Source organism: uncultured Gemella sp. (assembly GCF_963537375.1).
Taxonomy (GTDB): Bacteria; Bacillota; Bacilli; order Staphylococcales; family Gemellaceae; genus Gemella.
In genome coordinates, this window is sequence record NZ_CAUTDQ010000001.1 from 81845 (window position 1) to 98874 (window position 17030).

Below are 17030 nucleotides of genomic sequence, written 5' to 3' on the forward strand. Positions count from 1 at the left end.
TTTTTTATTTTAATCTTCCAATCCTGGAATACGTTTGTATATTTTGTCGATATTTACTAAATGTACATTTAGATCGAAACAACTATCTAACACTTCTTTAGAAACTGTATTTTTTATAGTTTCATTTTCTTCAAGAAGCTCTCTAAATGGAATACCTTCAAACCATGACTTCATAGCTAATGGTTGTACTAAGTCATAAGCTTCTTCACGTGAGAATGAGTATTTTTCAATAAGATTACTCATTGTTCTTTGAGCGAAGATTACACCGTTAGTTGCGTAAATATTTTTAATCATGTTATCAGTAAATACAGTTAGATTTTTTACAACATTAGTGAATCTATTTAACATGTAGTCTAATAATGTTGTAGCATCATTACTTAAGATTCTTTCTGCACTTGAGTGAGAAATATCACGTTCATGCCATAATGGAATGTTTTCGTATGCTGCTAACATGTATCCACGCATAATTCTAGCACATCCTGCCATGTTTTCACTTGAGATTGGATTACGTTTGTGAGGCATTGCACTTGAACCTTTTTGATTTTTCGAGAAAAATTCTTCTGCTTCTCTTACTTCTGTACGTTGTAAGTGACGAATTTCCACCCCAATTTTTTCGATTGAACTTGCGATTAATGCTAAAGTTGCATAGTAATCTGCATGTCTATCACGTTGAAGTGTTTGCGTTGAAATATTACTAGATTCTATTCCTAATTTTTTACAAACATAGTCTTGAACTTCTGGTGGTGTATTTGAGAATGTACCTACAGCTCCAGAAATTTTCCCTACTTCGATAATTTTTCTAACTTCATTGAAACGCTTGATATGACGGTTAAACTCATCATAATAAAGAGCGAATTTTAATCCAAAGCTACTTATATCAGCATGAACCCCGTGAGTACGTCCGATACATGGTGTGAATTTATATTGTAATGCTTTTTCTTTTAATACTTCTTGGAAATTTAATAAATCTCTGTAAATTATATCATTAGCTTGTTTATATAAATATCCATAAGCAGTATCAACAACATCAGTAGATGTTAATCCATAGTGCACCCATTTTTTCTCATCACCTAGATAACTAGAAACATTACGAGTAAATGCTACTATATCATGTTTTGTTTCTTTTTCTAATTCTAAAATTCCTGGTAGGTCAAATTTTGCATTAGCGAATAATTTTTCAACATCTTCTTTTGGTACGACACCTAATGTACTCCAAGCTTCTGTCGCATAAAGTTCTACTTCTAAATATGCTTTAAAACGATTTTCATCGCTAAAGATATTACGCATTTCTTCTCTACTATATCTTTCAATCATTGCAATAATCTCCTGATGTTTTTATTTCAATCGGTCTATCTAAAAAATACTATAAAGACAAGTGACCGATATCCTTCCTGTAAAATAGTTCTTCACAATCTATTTTTACTATCTCATTATACACTTTTTTATATGCTTCTTGCAAGCTCTTTCCTTGAGCGCAAACTAATAATACACGACCACCATTAATTACTATATCATCACCTACACGCTTAGTTCCCATATGGAATATTGGTGTAGTAACTTTATCTAAGCCATGTATTACAGCCCCTTTTTCACTATGTTCTGGATATCCTTTTGCTGCCATTACGACACCGATAAATGCATCCTCAGACCAAGTTAATTTAACTTCTTTTCCATCGATAATATTATTAGCAATCTCATATAGACTACTTTCTAAAGACAGTAGTAAAATTTCACTCTCTGGATCTCCAAAACGAACATTAAATTCTATAGTTTTTACGCCATCATGACACTTCATAAGACCGGCATACAGTATTCCGTAAAATGGCATTCCTTCATCACTCATAGCATCAACCATCGGTTGAACAACATTTCTAACCCCTTCATCAATGTCATCTTGAGTAATTTTCTTAAGCGGAAGGTATGCTCCCATTCCACCTGTGTTTAATCCTTCATCATTATCGAATGCACGTTTGTGATCTTGAGCAATTTTCATCGGATAAACTTTTCTATCCGAAACAAAACACATTAGCGAAAATTCTTCACCTTGAAGAAATTCTTCAATAACAACGCTAGAACCAGCCTTATTGAACTTAGCGTTACACATCATTTCCTTAAGTTCAATTTGTGCTTCTTCTAAAGTGTTTGCTATGATTACACCTTTACCTGCAGCTAAGCCGTCTGCTTTAAGAACAATCGGTGCTTTTTGCTTACTTAAGTACTCTTTTGCTTGTTCATAATCATTAAAACTTTCATATTTTGCTGTTGGAATATTGTATTTTCTCATCATCATTTTTGAAAATACTTTACTTCCTTCCAGTTGTGCTGCAAGCTTAGATGGTCCAAAGGCGCGGATACCTTCTTTTTGTAGTTCATCTACTAATCCATTTACTAATGGTACTTCAGGTCCAACGAAAACAAGATCGATATTGTTTGTTTTTGCGTAGTTTGGTATTTGGTCTTCTGTTAATGCTACACATACTCCAAATTGTTCAACTGCAGGATTAATTCCTGCCATCTGTACTTCGTGCCCCTCTTTGTGGAATTTATAGGCGATAGCGTGCTCTCTACCGCCGCTTCCTACTACTAATACTTTAGCCATATTAGTGTTTAAAGTGGCGTATTTTACTGAAGACCATCGCCACACCTTTCTCATTACATGCATCTATACTTTCTTGATCTCGTATAGATCCTCCTGGTTGTACTATCGCAGCAATACCATATTCAGCTGAAATATCAGCACTATCTCTCATTGGGAAGAATGCATCAGAAGCTAGCACTGCACCTCTTGCTTTTTCTCCCGCTTGTTCTAAAGCTATTTTACATGAACCTACTCTATTCATCTGACCAGCACCGATTCCTAAAGTTTGTCCGTCTTTTACTACAACTATTGCATTTGATTTAACATGTTTTACAACTTTTAAGCCAAACTCAATATCTTTTCGTTGAGTTTCATCAACTTTTTTCTCAGTAACACTTTCATATTCATCAGCAAGTTTTTCGTTAAAATCTTGTACTAAGATTCCACCACGAACACTTTTGATTTGTTGTTCATGATTATTATTTTTTTCAGACAGTTTGTAGATACGTAGATTTTTCTTCTTAGTTAGTATCTCCAACGCTTCTTCATCGTAATCTGTCGCTAAAATAATTTCTAAAAAGATACTGTGCATTTTTTCAGCAGTTTCCTTATCTACTTTTCCATTTACTGCAACAATTCCTCCAAAGATAGATACAGGATCCGCTTCATATGCACGACTATACGCTTCAAATACAGAACTTCCTGTCGCTACTCCACATGGATTCATGTGTTTAACAGCAACACATGTAGTTTCATCAAACTCTGAAAGAATATCTAAAGCTGCAGAAGCATCTTGAATATTATTGTATGACATTTCCTTACCATGAAGTTGCACAGCATTTTGTAAAGCATAACTTTCGTTATTATCTTGTACATAGTGATAAGCTTTTTGATGAGGGTTCTCCCCATATCGAAGATTATCTTGTAATTTATATGATAATGTTAATTTTTCAGGTACTAAGTTATCTTTTTTATTGAAATAATTCGCAATAGCTGCGTCATAACTAGCTGTTGTATTAAATACTTTTATAGCTAAAGCACGACGTGTTTCGTATGAGATTTCACCTTGCTCTAGTTCAGAAAGTACTCTATCATAGTCGTTAATATCAGTAACTACAGCTACATCATTAAAGTTTTTAGCAGCACTTCTTAGCATACTAGGTCCACCAATATCAATGTTTTCGATGATTTCCTCTTCACTAACACCTTCTTTTTTAACAGTAGCTTCAAATGGATATAAGTTTACACAAACTAAATCTATATACTCAATGTTATTTTCAGCTACATGTTTATTATGAAGTTCATTACCACGTTTTGATAATAATCCACCATGAATTTTAGGGTGCAAAGTTTTTACACGTCCTTCTAAAATTTCTGGAAAATGTGTAACATCTTCGATACTAATACAACTTACTCCATTATTTTTCAAATGTGTAAAAGTTCCCCCTGTACTAATAACTTCGAAACCATGTTTTTCTAAACCTTTTGCGAATTCTACAATATTCGTTTTATCACTTACACTTATTAATGCTCTTTTAGTCATAGTGCCTCCTTAACTAATTTCAATATTACTTCTGGATATAATTTATGTTCTAGTTTATGCACTTTTTCAGTTACAGTTTCTATAGTATCATCTTCTTGTACTTCAAATGATCTCTGAGCTATTACTTCTCCACCATCTAGCTCTTCATTGACATAATGAATACTAATTCCTATTTCCTTCTCACCTGCATAAAAAGCTTGTTCGATAGCATCTTTACCTTTAAACTTCGGTAATAATGATGGATGTAAATTAAGAATAGTTTTTTTATATCTTTCTAAGAAATAAGGTGAGATAATTCTCATATAACCTGCTAAGAAAATATAATCTAAATCTTTAACTTTCTCGAAAATTACACTTTCGTACGCTTCTTTTGACTCGAAATCTTTCGCAGAGAATATAAACACCTTAATATTTCTATCGTGAGCTTTTCTAATTACCGCTGCATCTTTTCTATCGCATACTAGTAGCTCGATTGAGATTTTATCTTTTAGTCTTTCATCATCTGAAATTTTTTCGAAATTACTCCCTGTTCCCGACGCAAATATCGCTACTTTCTTCATACTATCTCTATTCCACTTTCCTCTGTTACTTCACCAAGGACAAACGCATTATCTATTAATGATAAAGTTTTATCTACATCTTCCTTGTTTACTATTAATGCCATACCTACACCCATATTAAAGATATGGTACATTTCTTCTTCATCAATTTTACCTTTTTCTTGTAGGTACTTAAATATTTCTGGTACTTCATATGAACTCTTATTAATTTTCATACCTAATCCGTCTTTAAGAGCACGAGGTAAATTCTCATGGAAACCTCCCCCAGTAATATGAGCTATTCCAGCTACTTTAACCTCTTCTAATACTTTAAGTACTTCTTTTACATAGATTTTAGTAGGTGTTAATAATGTTTTTCCTACTGTACTTCCGTTAAATTCTTCGTTTAAACCAATATTATTATCTTTTAAAATTTTTCTTACTAATGAGAAACCATTAGAATGTACACCACTTGATGGTAGACCTATTACTACTTGTCCTGCTTTTGTGTTTTCTGTACTTAGCAGTAATTCTTTTTCTTGAGCACCTACACAGAATCCTGCAATATCATATTCCCCGTCTTCATAAAATCCTGCCATCTCAGCAGTCTCTCCTCCGGCTATCGCACATCCTGCTTGAACACAACCTTCAGCAACACCTTCAACTATCGCTTCTACTTGTTCAGGGTAGTTTTTACCTACTGCTAGATAATCTAAAAAGAATAATGGAATTGCACCTTGAGCTAGAATGTCATTGACACACATCGCTACAACATCGATACCTATAGTGTTATGAATATCTAATTCGAATGCAAGTTTTAATTTAGTTCCAACACCGTCAGTACCACTAACTAATACTGGATTTTTAAAGTTATAACTACTAAGGTCGAATGCTCCACCAAAACCACCTATTGCAGACATCATTCCTAAATTTTTTGTACGTGCTACGTGTTTCTTAATACGCTCTACACTTTCATAACCAGCTTGTAGACTTACACCACTTTCTTCATACTTTTTACTCATTACATTCTACCTCTCTCTTTTAGAAATTGTTTTTGAATATCTGTCATAGAATTAACGTAGCTTTCTTCATAGTCATATAGACCTGCTGAATAATCTCCGTTATAACACTCCATACATAAACCTGTATACGGTGCATCATAGTTTAAACCAATAGAATCAATTAATCCTTGTTCACTTAGGAAACCTAGTGAATCAGCTCCAATAATTTCACATATTTCCTCATTTGTTTTGTTTGCTGAAATAAGTTCTTCTGTAGTAGAAATATCTATTCCATAAAAACTTGGGAACATAAGTGGTGGACAAGCAATTCTTACATGTACTTCTCTTGCTCCCGCTTCTTTTAGCAATTGAACTATTCTCTTACTAGTAGTCCCTCGTACAATCGAATCATCGACTAAGACTATACTCTTACCTTGAACTACACCTCTAACCGCTGACAGTTTCATTCTCACACCTTGTTCACGAAGTTCTTGTGTAGGTTGAATAAATGTACGTGCTACATATTGATTTTTAATTAATCCCATTTCATATGGAAGTCCACTTTCTTCTGCATAACCACTCGCAGCTGATAAAGATGAGTTAGGTACACCAATTACCATATCTGCATCTGGTGTAGGTTGTTCTTTAGCAAGTGTACGCCCTGTTCTTTTTCTAGCACTGTGTACGTTAATACCAGCAATATTTGAGTCAGGTCTAGCAAAATATACATATTCCATCGCAGCTATAGCTACTTGTGTATCTTCAGTATATTTCTCGATTCTAATACCTTTATCATTAATAGTAACTAGCTCTCCAGCACCTACATTACACACAAACTCAGCACCTACTACATCTAGAGCACAAGTTTCACTTGCAGCAACATACGCTCCATTTTTCATCTTACCTATCGCTAAAGGTCTAAAGCTATTTGGATCTACCGCCCCATATAGAGTTTCTTCTGTTAATACTAAATATGTAAATCCACCTTTGATAATATTTAGACTTTCTTTAAGCTGTTCTTTAAACGTTTCTTTTTTACTTCTTCTAATAAGATGTATAAGTACTTCTGTATCTGAAGAAGAGTGGAATATTGCACCTTGCTCTTCTAATTCCTTTTTAAGAGTTTTAGCATTAATCAAGTTACCATTATGACAAATACCAACGCTCATATCGTAGAAATGAAATAAGAATGGTTGAATATTTTGGATACTATTGCTACCACTAGTCGCATATCTAACATGACCAATAGCACTTTCTCCTACTAATCTTTCTAATTTTTCTTTATCTCGAAATACTTCTGATACTAGACCTAGATCACGATGCCCTCTTAGTTTAGTACCTTCTTTAGAAACTATTCCAGCTCCTTCTTGACCTCTATGTTGTAAACTATGTAAACCAAAGTATGTTACGTTACTTGCTTCAGGATGTCCCCAAATACCAAATACTCCACATTCTTCATTAAGACTACGCATTTTCTAATCTCCTTAAAACTTCTTCATAAGCTTCCATTACTGAACCTAAATCTCTTCTAAATCTATCTTTATCTAATTTTTCATTTGTGTCTTTATCCCAAAGACGACATGTATCTGGAGAAATTTCATCAGCAAGAATTATCTCACCATCTTTAGTTTTTCCGAATTCAATTTTGAAATCAACAAGTACTAAGTTTACATCTAAGTACAGTTTTTGTAATAGTTCATTGATTTTTAACGCTTGAGTACGAATATTTTCTAACTCTTCTTCTGTAACGATTTCTAATGCCACCGCATGATCATTATTAATTAGCGGATCATTTAGTTCATCATTTTTATAACTTAACTCAAAGACTGGTTTTTTTAATTTTTTCCCTTCTTCAAGTCCATATTTTTTAGCCATAGAACCAGCTACTATATTACGAACTATTACTTCTAAAGGAATAATAGTGACATGTTTACAAATTTGATCTGTTTCATTAACTTTTTTAATGAAATGTGTTTTTACACCTTGTTTTTCTAAGTATTCGAAGATTAATGAAGTAATTGTATTATTGAATACTCCTTTTCCTTCAAACTCTTCTTTTTTCACACCGTTAAATGCTGTAGCACTATTTTTATAATGTACATATATTTCATCATTATTTTCACATTCGAACAGTTGTTTAGCTTTTCCTTCGTATAAAAGTTTCATTATTTTCTTCCCCCTTTGAAATAATTCACACCATTTTTGAAAATATCTTGTTTAACTTTTAATGTATTTGTTTTATATAATGTATCTCCGTATCTTTCGCTGTGACCCATTTTCCCTAGGATAAATCCATCTTCACTAACTAATCCTTCAGTTGCAAGAACTGATCCATTAGGATTGAAGCGACCATTTAATGTAGCATTACCATCGAAATCACTATATTGGAAAGCGACAAGATGTTTAAACTTGTTAATATTAAGTCCTACCACTTTACCTTCACCATGACTGAATACCACTTCGTGTTGATCTCCAATATTAAAATCTTGTAACCAAGGTGAGTTTGTATTAGCTACACGAGTAAAGGCTGTAGTTGAAATATGTTCGTAACTATCATTTCTATATAGTGTTAAATCATCTTCAGCTAATTCTCTAACTTCACCGTATGGTAATAGTCCTGATTTAAGCAATGCTTGGAATCCGTTACACACACCTAAGATTAATTTTTTCTGAGCAAGGTGTTTATGAATTGCATCTTTAACTTTTTCATTTTTTAAGAAGTTTACAATATATTTAGCACTTCCATCTGGTTCATCCCCACTAGAGAATCCTCCAGGAAACATAATTATATGAGATTGTTCGATAGCTTTTGTGAACTCTTCTATCGATTGTTCAATATCATTTTCACGAGTATTTCTAATAACTACTGTAATAGGTGTAGCTCCTGCTTCTATAAAAGCTTTTTCACTATCGTACTCACAGTTTGTACCAGGGAATACTGGAATAACTACTTTTACATCTTCTACATATTCTGGATAATATTTTTTCTCTTTATATTCTGTATGAAGATTTTCAACATTACCTTTATCTTCATTTTGATATAATGGATAAATTTTATTTAGTGTTTTTGTGTATGCTTCGTAAATATCTTTATGCATAAACACTTCGTTATTAATTATAATTCTTTCACTAACTTTTCCTAACTTCTCAAATGGTAGCTCGGTTGTTGCTTCAACTACTAGAGATGCTGGATCAAAGTTAAGAATATTTTCTTTTTCAACTTCAAAACCAAGATCATTACCAAGTGACATTTTCACTAATGAAGCGGCTATACTTCCTTCTTCTTGTACATATGCAGATACTATCTTACCTTCTTTAATATACTTATGAACAAGTTCATAATTTTCTAAAGTTTTCTTAATATCTGGATATCCTTTTTCATCTTTTTCTACAGGTACATAGTACAATTTATTGCCAGCTTGTTTTAATTCTGGAGTAATTACATCAGCTATTTTTACAGGTGTACAAGCAAATGAAATTAATGTTTCAACTACATTTAAGTCATTGAAAGTACCTGACATACTATCCTTACCACCGATACTTGGTCTACCAATTTCTTTTTGAGCATAAATACTTCCTAATAAACTTTGAGTAACTTTACCCCATTTAGTACTATCAGTACCTAATTTTTCGAAGTATTCTTGGAATGAGAAGTATAAGCTATCTTTATTTCCACCTACTGCGTAAACTTTTGCTACTGATTCTAACACGGCATAAATAGATGATAGGAATGGTGAGTAGTACGAAATTTTTGGAATGAATCCATAAGTTAAGATTGTCGCTGTATCACTCGTTATATGTAATGTTGGTAAAGCTTGAACACTCGCTTGAACTGGCGTAAGTTTATGTTTCCCTGCAAAAGGCATAAGAACTGTAGTAACACCAATTGAAGAGTCGAATTTTTGAGCAAGACCTTTTTGACAAGTTACATTTAACTCACCTAATTCACTTAAGATATTTTCACGAGTTACTTCTTTATTTAAGAATGGATTAGCAGCAGTATTATCTTTCATCGTAACTTTTGATTTTTGACGAACACCACTAGTTTCTAAGAAATCAGCACTCATATCTACAACTTTCTCAGCGTTGTAATACATCTCTAAGCGACGTCTATTAGTCACATTAGCAACATGAGCATATTCGATGTTTTCTTTCTCACATTCACGAACAAACACATCATAATCTTTTTTATCAATAGCTACTGCCATACGTTCTTGAGATTCGCTAGTAGCTAATTCTGTAGCATTTAAACCTTGATATTTAGTAAGAACTTTTTCTAAGTGAATTTCAATACCATCAGAAAGTTCACCGATTGCCACACATACACCACCAGCACCGAAGTCATTACATTTTTTAATAAGTTTTGTGACTTCTGGTTTTCTAAATAAACGTTGTAACTTGCGTTCTTCTGGCGCATTACCTTTTTGAACTTGGCTAGACATGGTATTTAATGAATCATTAGTATGTTCTACACTTGAACCACTCGCACCTTGAATACCATCACGACCAGTTCTTCCACCTATCATCACAACAATATCACCATCGACAAGAGTTTCACGTTTATAATCTCCATCCTTAACAGCACCAACTACAGCACCAACTTCCATATGTTTAGCTACATAACTATCATCGTATAATTCACGAACAAATGTAGTCGCAAGACCAATTTGGTTACCGTAAGATGAGTTACCGTGTGCTGTTCCTTTAGCGATATCTACTTGAGGAAGTTTGTGTTTTAAAGTATCTTCACGTTTTTGTAATACATTACCACTTCCTGAAATACGCATAGCTTGATATACATAACTACGTCCTGATAGTGGGTCTCTAATAGCTCCTCCTATACAAGTACTAGCTCCCCCGAATGGTTCGATTTCACTTGGGTGGTTATGAGTTTCATTTTTGAATTGGATTAACCAACGTTCTTTTTCACCATTATTTTCTATAGTAGTAAAGAATGAACATGCATTAATTTCTTCACTTACTTCAATATTTTCATCTTTCAATACTTTCACATGATATTTACCGATAATACTCGCCATATCCATAAGTGTAATAGGTTTATCATTACGGCCAAGTTCACTACGGACGTTTAAGTAATATTCAAAGGCATCTTGCATCTCTTTTTGGAAAAGTTCTGACTCAATTTTTACATCATCTAATACAGTCTCGAATGTAGTGTGTCTGCAGTGATCACTCCAGTAACAGTCTAATACATAGATTTCAGTTTCAGTAGGCACACGGCCTTCTTTTTTGAAATAATCTTGGATAAATACTAAATCTTCAATATTCATAGCTAGAGAAAATTCTTTTTTAAGACCAAGTAACGCATCTTTGTCAAACTCTAAAAATCCGGCTAAATCTTTTAGCGGTTTTGGAGTAGAATCTAATGTAAAGTCAAGAATTGATAAATCTTTTTTACGAGCTTCAATAGGATTTACTAAATAGCTTTCTACAAGTTCTAGTTGTTCATCTGTTAACTGTGTATTAAAAAGAACTAACTTACCACTTCGTACAGTTGCTTTACTTTTTGAGTTAAGCAATCTTATGCTTTCTTTTGCGCTGTCAGCTCTTTGATCGTATTGGGCAGGTAGAACTTCATAAGCGAAGTATTTCCCATCATTAAGCTCAATATCTTCAAACACTTCATCAACAACAATCTCAGAAAACACGGAAGTTTTAGCTAGTTCATAAGTTTCTTCATCAATATTAAAGACATCATAAATTACATACAATTCCACAGAGTCAAGGCCTAGATTAAACTCTAAGTTCAAGTTGTCTCTTAGCTGTAGTTCTTCTTTATTATATCCATTGCGTTTCTTTACAAAAATTCGTTTGTTAGTCATGTTCTCCTCCTAAATTTACATCACCGTAAAAATTAATATGTCCTACTTTTCTATCTTGGCGTGGTTCTTTTTCATATAAGTGTAAGTAACCACCTTTATTTTTATACACATCTATATAATAATCTAAGTCTTGACCTAGGATATTATAAAGTGTCGTTTCTTTATTCTCTATCTTACCTACTTTTAAACCACAAATAGCTTCAATATGAGCTCTAAATTGACTCTTCGTTGCACTCTGCATTGTTATATGTCCTGAATTGTGAACTCGTGGTGCTATTTCATTAAAAATAACTTTTCCTTCACTTATAAAGAACTCAACAGTAAGTACTCCGTAATAGTCAAAATTACTAAGAATTCTTTTCGTATATTCGATTGCAAGAGCTTCTTGTTCTTTAGTGGCTGTAGTTGGTACTTTCGAACGATATAAAATATTATTTCTATGTTCATTTTCGACTACTGCGACGATATTAACATCATCTTTATCTTTAACCGCAACTATCGAGATTTCTTTATCGAGTTTAACGAACTCTTCAAGTAAAGTATATGATTCTACTTCTTCACTAGAGCTAATTTTTTTCTGACCTTTTCCATCATAACCAAAACGTACAGTTTTCATTAAATATGGTTTAGTTATTTCTACATTTGTTTCTTCTTCAACATATATATAGTCTACTGTTGGAATATCTAGTTTTCTAGCAAATTCTTTTTCATAATATCTGTGCTGAGTAGTTCTCAGCACTTCTGCACTTTGAACAATGTTATATTTTTTCTCTAGTTTTTCTAAAGAAGCGGCATCGATATTCTCGAATTCAAAAGTAATAACATCACTAACCGAACATAACTTTTCAACACTAGCAAAATCATTGAATTCAGCTTGAATAAAAATATCGCTAAATATTTTTGCACAACAACTATCACTAGGATCTAGAACAGCAATTTTGTATCCCATCTCCTTAGCACCCATCGCAAGCATTCTTCCAAGTTGACCACCACCAATTATTCCAATAGTTTTTCCTGGTAATATCGTCTTAATCATAGTTTCATCTCTTCCAATACTATTCTTTCTTGTTCTTTTTTGAATCGTTCGTACTTAGATGCATACTTTCCATCATTTATTCCAAGTATAGATAAAGCACTTATAGCCGCATTTTTTGCTCCCGCTACTCCAATTGCCATAGTTAAGACCGGTACTCCAGCAGGCATCTGTACTATCGAATACAATGAATCGACTCCACTAAGAACACTCGATTTAATCGGAACACCTATAACAGGTAAGGTAGTCATAGAAGCAACCATACCAGGAAGATGTGCTGCCCCTCCTGCCGCGGCTATGATTAACGAATAGCCATCACTTCTCGCATTTTTAGAAAATTCAACTAAAAGATCAGATGTCCTATGTGCACTTACTACTTTTTTATCAAAAGGAATTTCAAACTCTTCCAACAATTTACAAGTTTCTTCCATCGTTGTATAATCCGACTTTGAACCCATAATTACCGCAACTTTCATACTTTAAGCTCCTTTTTAATTTTAAATGTACGTTTTTTGATTATTTATTTACATTAAATATTTTTATCGTACGTCTACAATTCAAATTATACTACTTGTTTAAATTTTTATCAAGTATAAATAGAATAAAAATCGGATATTTTTAATTTTTTATAAATAATTTTAAAGATTTTATGAACTTTTCAACCTATTCATTTATTTAAAGCACTTGTTTACATAAGAAAATACAGACATTTGATTTTATTATTCTAAATATGTACTAAAATTATTACAAAAAACACCCAGAACTAATATTCTGAGTGTTCATTTAATTAGAATTTAATTTTTTCTTCGATATATTGTTTTAATTCAGCGATTGGAATACGAGTTTGTTCCATAGTATCTCTATCACGAACAGTTACCATTCCATCGTTTTCAGATTCAAAGTCATAAGTGATACAGAATGGAGTACCAACTTCATCTTGTCTTCTATATCTCTTACCAATTGATCCAGTTTCATCGAAATCAACCATAAAATCTGCAGCTAATTGTTGATATACTTCAACAGCTTTATCACTTAATTTTTTAGAAAGTGGTAATACCGCTGCTTTAAATGGAGCAAGTGCTGGGTGGAATTTAAGAACTGTACGAGTATCATTTTCTCCAACCACTTCTTCGTTGTACGCATCACATAAGAATGCTAAAAGAACACGGTCAACCCCTACAGATGGTTCGATACAATATGGAATGAATTTTTCATTTGTACTTAAGTCTTGGTAAGTTAAATCTTGACCTGAGTGTTCCATATGTTGTTTTAAGTCGTAATCTGTTCTTGAAGCAATACCCCAAAGTTCTCCCCAACCGAATGGGAATTTGAACTCGATGTCAGTTGTTGCATTAGAGTAGTGAGATAATTCTTCTTGATCGTGGTCACGTAGACGGATATTTTCTTTAGTCATACCTAAGTCTAGTAAGAATTTTTCACAATTATTTTTCCAAGTACTGTGCCAATCTAATTCTGTTCCTGGCTCACAGAAGAATTCTAATTCCATTTGTTCGAATTCACGTGTACGGAAGATGAAGTTACCTGGCGTAATCTCGTTACGGAATGATTTACCAATTTGTCCAATACCGAATGGTAATTTTTTACGCATACTACGTTGAACGTTTTTGAAGTTAACGAAGATACCTTGTGCTGTTTCAGGACGTAGGTAAATTTGGCTTGTAGAATTTTCTACTACACCTTGGTTAGTTTTGAACATAAGGTTAAATTGACGAATGTTTGTGTAATCATGACTACCACATTCTGGACATTTAATGTTTTCACGATCGATAATAGCTTCTAATTCTTCGAATGGAAGACCATCAACTACTACATCTTCATTTTTTTCATTGAAGTAGTATTCTTCGATTAGTTTATCAGCACGAAGACGTGATTTACAAACTTTACAGTCCATCATAGGGTCACTGAAGTTACCTACGTGTCCTGATGCTTCCCAAGTACGTGGGTTCATGAAAATAGCTGCATCTAACCCTACGTTATATGGTGATTCTTGAATGAATTTTTTCCACCATGCTTTTTTTACGTTATTTTTTAATTCTACACCTAGTGGACCGTAATCCCAAGTATTAGCTAATCCACCATAAATTTCAGATCCTTGAAATACGAATCCTCTATTTTTTGCTAGAGATAAAATTTTCTCCATTGTTGTTTCCTCCTTGTTAATAAAAATATAAAAAGCCCTAGATATGCCGAAGCACATCTAGGGACGAAATAATTTCCGCGGTTCCACCCTGATTAGTAAAAACTCAACTTTAACAATATTAAATTGTATTTAATGCCAATATTGTTGCTGAACTTTCACCATCATCAGCTCGCTTTCTTACATTACATTCTATCACTAAATTTATAAATTTTCAAGTTAAATTAATAAAAATATCATGAATACGTTTACTTATGAATGATAAATTATTTAGATTAAATTTTTAGCGTATTATTTTCACCATTATATACAACTTTTAATCAATAAGGTTGTACTCACTATTTATAGATGTTATAATAGAAAATGATTAAAATTTAATAAGGAGGGGCTATGAGATTTTCATTAACTCGTGGTAATGTTAACCACCTACTTCTTAGTGGGATTATTTATATACTAGCAGTATTTGTTATTCCACTTCAACTCCCTCGAAACATTAGTGTTGATAGTCGTGTAACTATTGTGTTATTTTTATCTTTAACATCGACCTTTATTCTTGGTTTTATAGCTAGAAAAGGAACTAACGATATAGATAGACAACAGTCACAATATAACCTTATCACCCTATTTGCAATTGGAATTATTGGATTTATTTCGATGATGTTACTGCAAGGACTTCTGAATGGTTTATTAGTATACCTATCAAACTTTTTTAGCTTTCCTACTAAAAGTAAAAATACAAGTAACGTTGTTGAAGTAATAAAACTAAAAACATATTTCGTACTATATGTAGCTGTACTAGGACCAATAATGGAAGAATTGTTCTTTAGAAAAGCAGTATTTGGATATTTTTACGACGCAATGATAGGTAGTAAAAAGTGGATTAGATTTACAATTCCTGCACTAATCACAGGAATAATATTCGCACTACCTCACGATGGATTTTCACCAATTATGATCGTCTATATCGGAATGTCATTCGTATTTTCTTATCTATATTTACATACGAAGAGAATAATTACACCTATCGTAGCTCATATTTTAATGAATAGTTTAGTAGTTTTAGTACAATTTTTCGTAAATTAGGAGGTAAATATGTCATCAAAAACTTGGTTATCGTCTAACTACTTTTTACAATTTTTAGTAACAGGGACTTTCCTTCCATTCTGGATGGTTTATCTGACTTCTGTAAAAAACTTAAGTGTTCTAGAGGCCAGTTCGATATTCTCAATGTTGTATTTCGCTAGGGTTATCAGTGGTATATTTTTAAGTCCGTATTTAATAAAAAAATACAACTTAAATATTACGATGAAATTATCTGTTGCTTCAGGTCTTATACTTGCGGTAAGTTATGGATTTACAAACGAAAAGATATTATTAGGAATTATCACATTCCTATTCGGGTTAATTTACTTTATGATTAATCCTCTTGTAGAAGGTTTAGCTTCTTTATTTTTACGTGAAGAAAATATCGACTACGGGAAAGCAAGAACATACGGATCACTTGGGTATACAGTTGTTGGTATATTTATCGGAGGAGTATTGGGTTATGTAGGTAATGGAGCTCTATATTACATACTAATATTTTTAGTAGCATTATATTTAGTATTTATGTTCCTACCACAGCCTAAATTAGTAAAAAACTTAAACTTAGATAATAACAGTAACAGCGATAAAAAAGAAAGCCTATATGGCTGGGTATTAAAAGATAGAAATGCGATATTGTTAATAGTAACTATTTTCTTATATCAACTTTCTCACACAGCATACAACAATTATAATGCTATATATTTAGAAAGTATGAATATATCAGCTAAATGGTTATCAGGAGTAATCTTAAACGTATCAGTTATAGCAGAAATTATCTTCTTTATCTTTTCGAAAAGATTGGTAGATAAAATAAAACCAAAAAATCTATTGGTGTTCGCGGGAGTTTGCGCCGTGATACGTTGGGCAGCCTTAGCAACTTTCCATAATATCTATGTATTTACAGTAATGCAAACATTTCATGCAATAACTTTCGCTGTTGCACATATAGCATTCATCTTAATGCTTAATAGAGATTACAACAACAAAGAGATTATAGATATGCAAAATCTATATACAGCGATTTGTTTCCAACTAAGCATGGCTATAGGATTGTATATTATGGGAGCACTATGGGATATTAGTACCTCATACGTGTTCTATGCATCAGCAATCATCGCAGCCATAGGAACAGTAGTTGCAACGAAATTAAAAGCAAAAAGATAAAAATAAAAACAACCTTGAAAGTTCAGAATTAATCTGGGTTTTAAGGTTGTTTTCTTAATTATATTAAGATATATATTCTTACATA

Annotated in this window: 13 protein-coding genes; 2 read left to right on the forward strand and 11 right to left on the reverse strand. The window is 32.7% G+C overall.

Annotated features, from left to right (window positions below; all coding sequences use genetic code 11):
• Nucleotides 1-9: 9 nt before the first annotated feature.
• The 11 genes from purB to RYK99_RS00475 form a co-directional block, all read right to left on the reverse strand.
• Nucleotides 10-1314, reverse strand: a complete 1305-nt coding sequence (gene purB, locus RYK99_RS00425) for an adenylosuccinate lyase (protein ID WP_314989119.1) — start codon at nucleotides 1312-1314, stop codon at nucleotides 10-12.
• A 49-nt stretch (nucleotides 1315-1363) separates the two neighbouring features.
• Nucleotides 1364-2599: a phosphoribosylamine--glycine ligase gene (purD, locus tag RYK99_RS00430; RefSeq protein WP_314989193.1), complete on the reverse strand. Its 1236-nt coding sequence runs from the start codon at nucleotides 2597-2599 to the stop codon at nucleotides 1364-1366.
• Nucleotide 2600: 1 nt separating this feature from the next.
• Complete coding sequence (gene purH, locus RYK99_RS00435) at nucleotides 2601-4121, reverse strand: bifunctional phosphoribosylaminoimidazolecarboxamide formyltransferase/IMP cyclohydrolase (RefSeq protein ID WP_314989120.1); 1521 nt, start codon at nucleotides 4119-4121, stop codon at nucleotides 2601-2603.
• Nucleotides 4118-4681 carry a phosphoribosylglycinamide formyltransferase gene (gene purN, locus RYK99_RS00440; protein WP_314989121.1) on the reverse strand — a complete coding sequence of 188 codons (564 nt, stop codon included), beginning with the start codon at nucleotides 4679-4681 and terminating at the stop codon, nucleotides 4118-4120. Before purN ends, purH begins: the two co-directional genes overlap by 4 nt.
• A complete protein-coding gene (gene purM, locus RYK99_RS00445; protein WP_314989123.1) occupies nucleotides 4678-5682 on the reverse strand; it encodes a phosphoribosylformylglycinamidine cyclo-ligase in 1005 nt (334 codons plus the stop codon). The genes purN and purM overlap by 4 nt, the downstream gene beginning before the upstream one ends.
• Nucleotides 5682-7133 carry an amidophosphoribosyltransferase gene (gene purF, locus RYK99_RS00450; RefSeq protein ID WP_314989125.1) on the reverse strand — a complete coding sequence of 484 codons (1452 nt, stop codon included), beginning with the start codon at nucleotides 7131-7133 and terminating at the stop codon, nucleotides 5682-5684. Before purF ends, purM begins: the two co-directional genes overlap by 1 nt.
• Nucleotides 7126-7827, reverse strand: coding sequence for a phosphoribosylaminoimidazolesuccinocarboxamide synthase (purC, locus tag RYK99_RS00455; RefSeq protein ID WP_314989126.1), 702 nt, complete (start codon nucleotides 7825-7827; stop codon nucleotides 7126-7128). The genes purF and purC overlap by 8 nt, the downstream gene beginning before the upstream one ends.
• Nucleotides 7827-11504: a phosphoribosylformylglycinamidine synthase gene (locus RYK99_RS00460; protein ID WP_314989128.1), complete on the reverse strand. Its 3678-nt coding sequence runs from the start codon at nucleotides 11502-11504 to the stop codon at nucleotides 7827-7829. The genes purC and RYK99_RS00460 overlap by 1 nt, the downstream gene beginning before the upstream one ends.
• Nucleotides 11497-12540 carry an ATP-grasp domain-containing protein gene (locus RYK99_RS00465; RefSeq protein ID WP_314989130.1) on the reverse strand — a complete coding sequence of 348 codons (1044 nt, stop codon included), beginning with the start codon at nucleotides 12538-12540 and terminating at the stop codon, nucleotides 11497-11499. Before RYK99_RS00465 ends, RYK99_RS00460 begins: the two co-directional genes overlap by 8 nt.
• Nucleotides 12537-13013, reverse strand: a complete 477-nt coding sequence (gene purE, locus RYK99_RS00470) for a 5-(carboxyamino)imidazole ribonucleotide mutase (protein WP_314989132.1) — start codon at nucleotides 13011-13013, stop codon at nucleotides 12537-12539. Before purE ends, RYK99_RS00465 begins: the two co-directional genes overlap by 4 nt.
• Nucleotides 13014-13324: 311 nt before the next feature.
• A complete protein-coding gene (locus RYK99_RS00475) occupies nucleotides 13325-14698 on the reverse strand; it encodes a glycine--tRNA ligase (RefSeq protein ID WP_314989134.1) in 1374 nt (457 codons plus the stop codon).
• A gap of 387 nt (nucleotides 14699-15085) precedes the next feature.
• Here RYK99_RS00475 and RYK99_RS00480 point away from each other — a divergent pair, with 387 nt between their 5' ends.
• Complete coding sequence (locus tag RYK99_RS00480; RefSeq protein ID WP_314989136.1) at nucleotides 15086-15778, forward strand: type II CAAX endopeptidase family protein; 693 nt, start codon at nucleotides 15086-15088, stop codon at nucleotides 15776-15778.
• Nucleotides 15779-15787: 9 nt separating this feature from the next.
• Nucleotides 15788-16945, forward strand: a complete 1158-nt coding sequence (locus RYK99_RS00485) for an MFS transporter (protein ID WP_314989139.1) — start codon at nucleotides 15788-15790, stop codon at nucleotides 16943-16945.
• Nucleotides 16946-17030 lie beyond the last annotated feature (85 nt).

Excerpts from the sequence above, each read along its gene's own strand:
- purC (WP_314989126.1), bottom strand. The coding sequence starts at position 7,827 with ATGAAACTTTTATACGAAGGAAAAGCTAAACAACTGTTCGAATGTGAA.
- RYK99_RS00465 (WP_314989130.1), bottom strand. The coding sequence starts at position 12,540 with ATGATTAAGACGATATTACCAGGAAAAACTATTGGAATAATTGGTGGT.
- purM (WP_314989123.1), bottom strand. The coding sequence starts at position 5,682 with ATGAGTAAAAAGTATGAAGAAAGTGGTGTAAGTCTACAAGCTGGTTAT.
- purE (WP_314989132.1), bottom strand. The coding sequence starts at position 13,013 with ATGAAAGTTGCGGTAATTATGGGTTCAAAGTCGGATTATACAACGATG.
- RYK99_RS00460 (WP_314989128.1), bottom strand. The coding sequence starts at position 11,504 with ATGACTAACAAACGAATTTTTGTAAAGAAACGCAATGGATATAATAAA.
- purF (WP_314989125.1), bottom strand. The coding sequence starts at position 7,133 with ATGCGTAGTCTTAATGAAGAATGTGGAGTATTTGGTATTTGGGGACAT.
- RYK99_RS00485 (WP_314989139.1), top strand. The coding sequence starts at position 15,788 with ATGTCATCAAAAACTTGGTTATCGTCTAACTACTTTTTACAATTTTTA.
- RYK99_RS00475 (WP_314989134.1), bottom strand. The coding sequence starts at position 14,698 with ATGGAGAAAATTTTATCTCTAGCAAAAAATAGAGGATTCGTATTTCAA.
- purH (WP_314989120.1), bottom strand. The coding sequence starts at position 4,121 with ATGACTAAAAGAGCATTAATAAGTGTAAGTGATAAAACGAATATTGTA.
- RYK99_RS00480 (WP_314989136.1), top strand. The coding sequence starts at position 15,086 with ATGAGATTTTCATTAACTCGTGGTAATGTTAACCACCTACTTCTTAGT.
- purN (WP_314989121.1), bottom strand. The coding sequence starts at position 4,681 with ATGAAGAAAGTAGCGATATTTGCGTCGGGAACAGGGAGTAATTTCGAA.
- purD (WP_314989193.1), bottom strand. The coding sequence starts at position 2,599 with ATGGCTAAAGTATTAGTAGTAGGAAGCGGCGGTAGAGAGCACGCTATC.
- purB (WP_314989119.1), bottom strand. The coding sequence starts at position 1,314 with ATGATTGAAAGATATAGTAGAGAAGAAATGCGTAATATCTTTAGCGAT.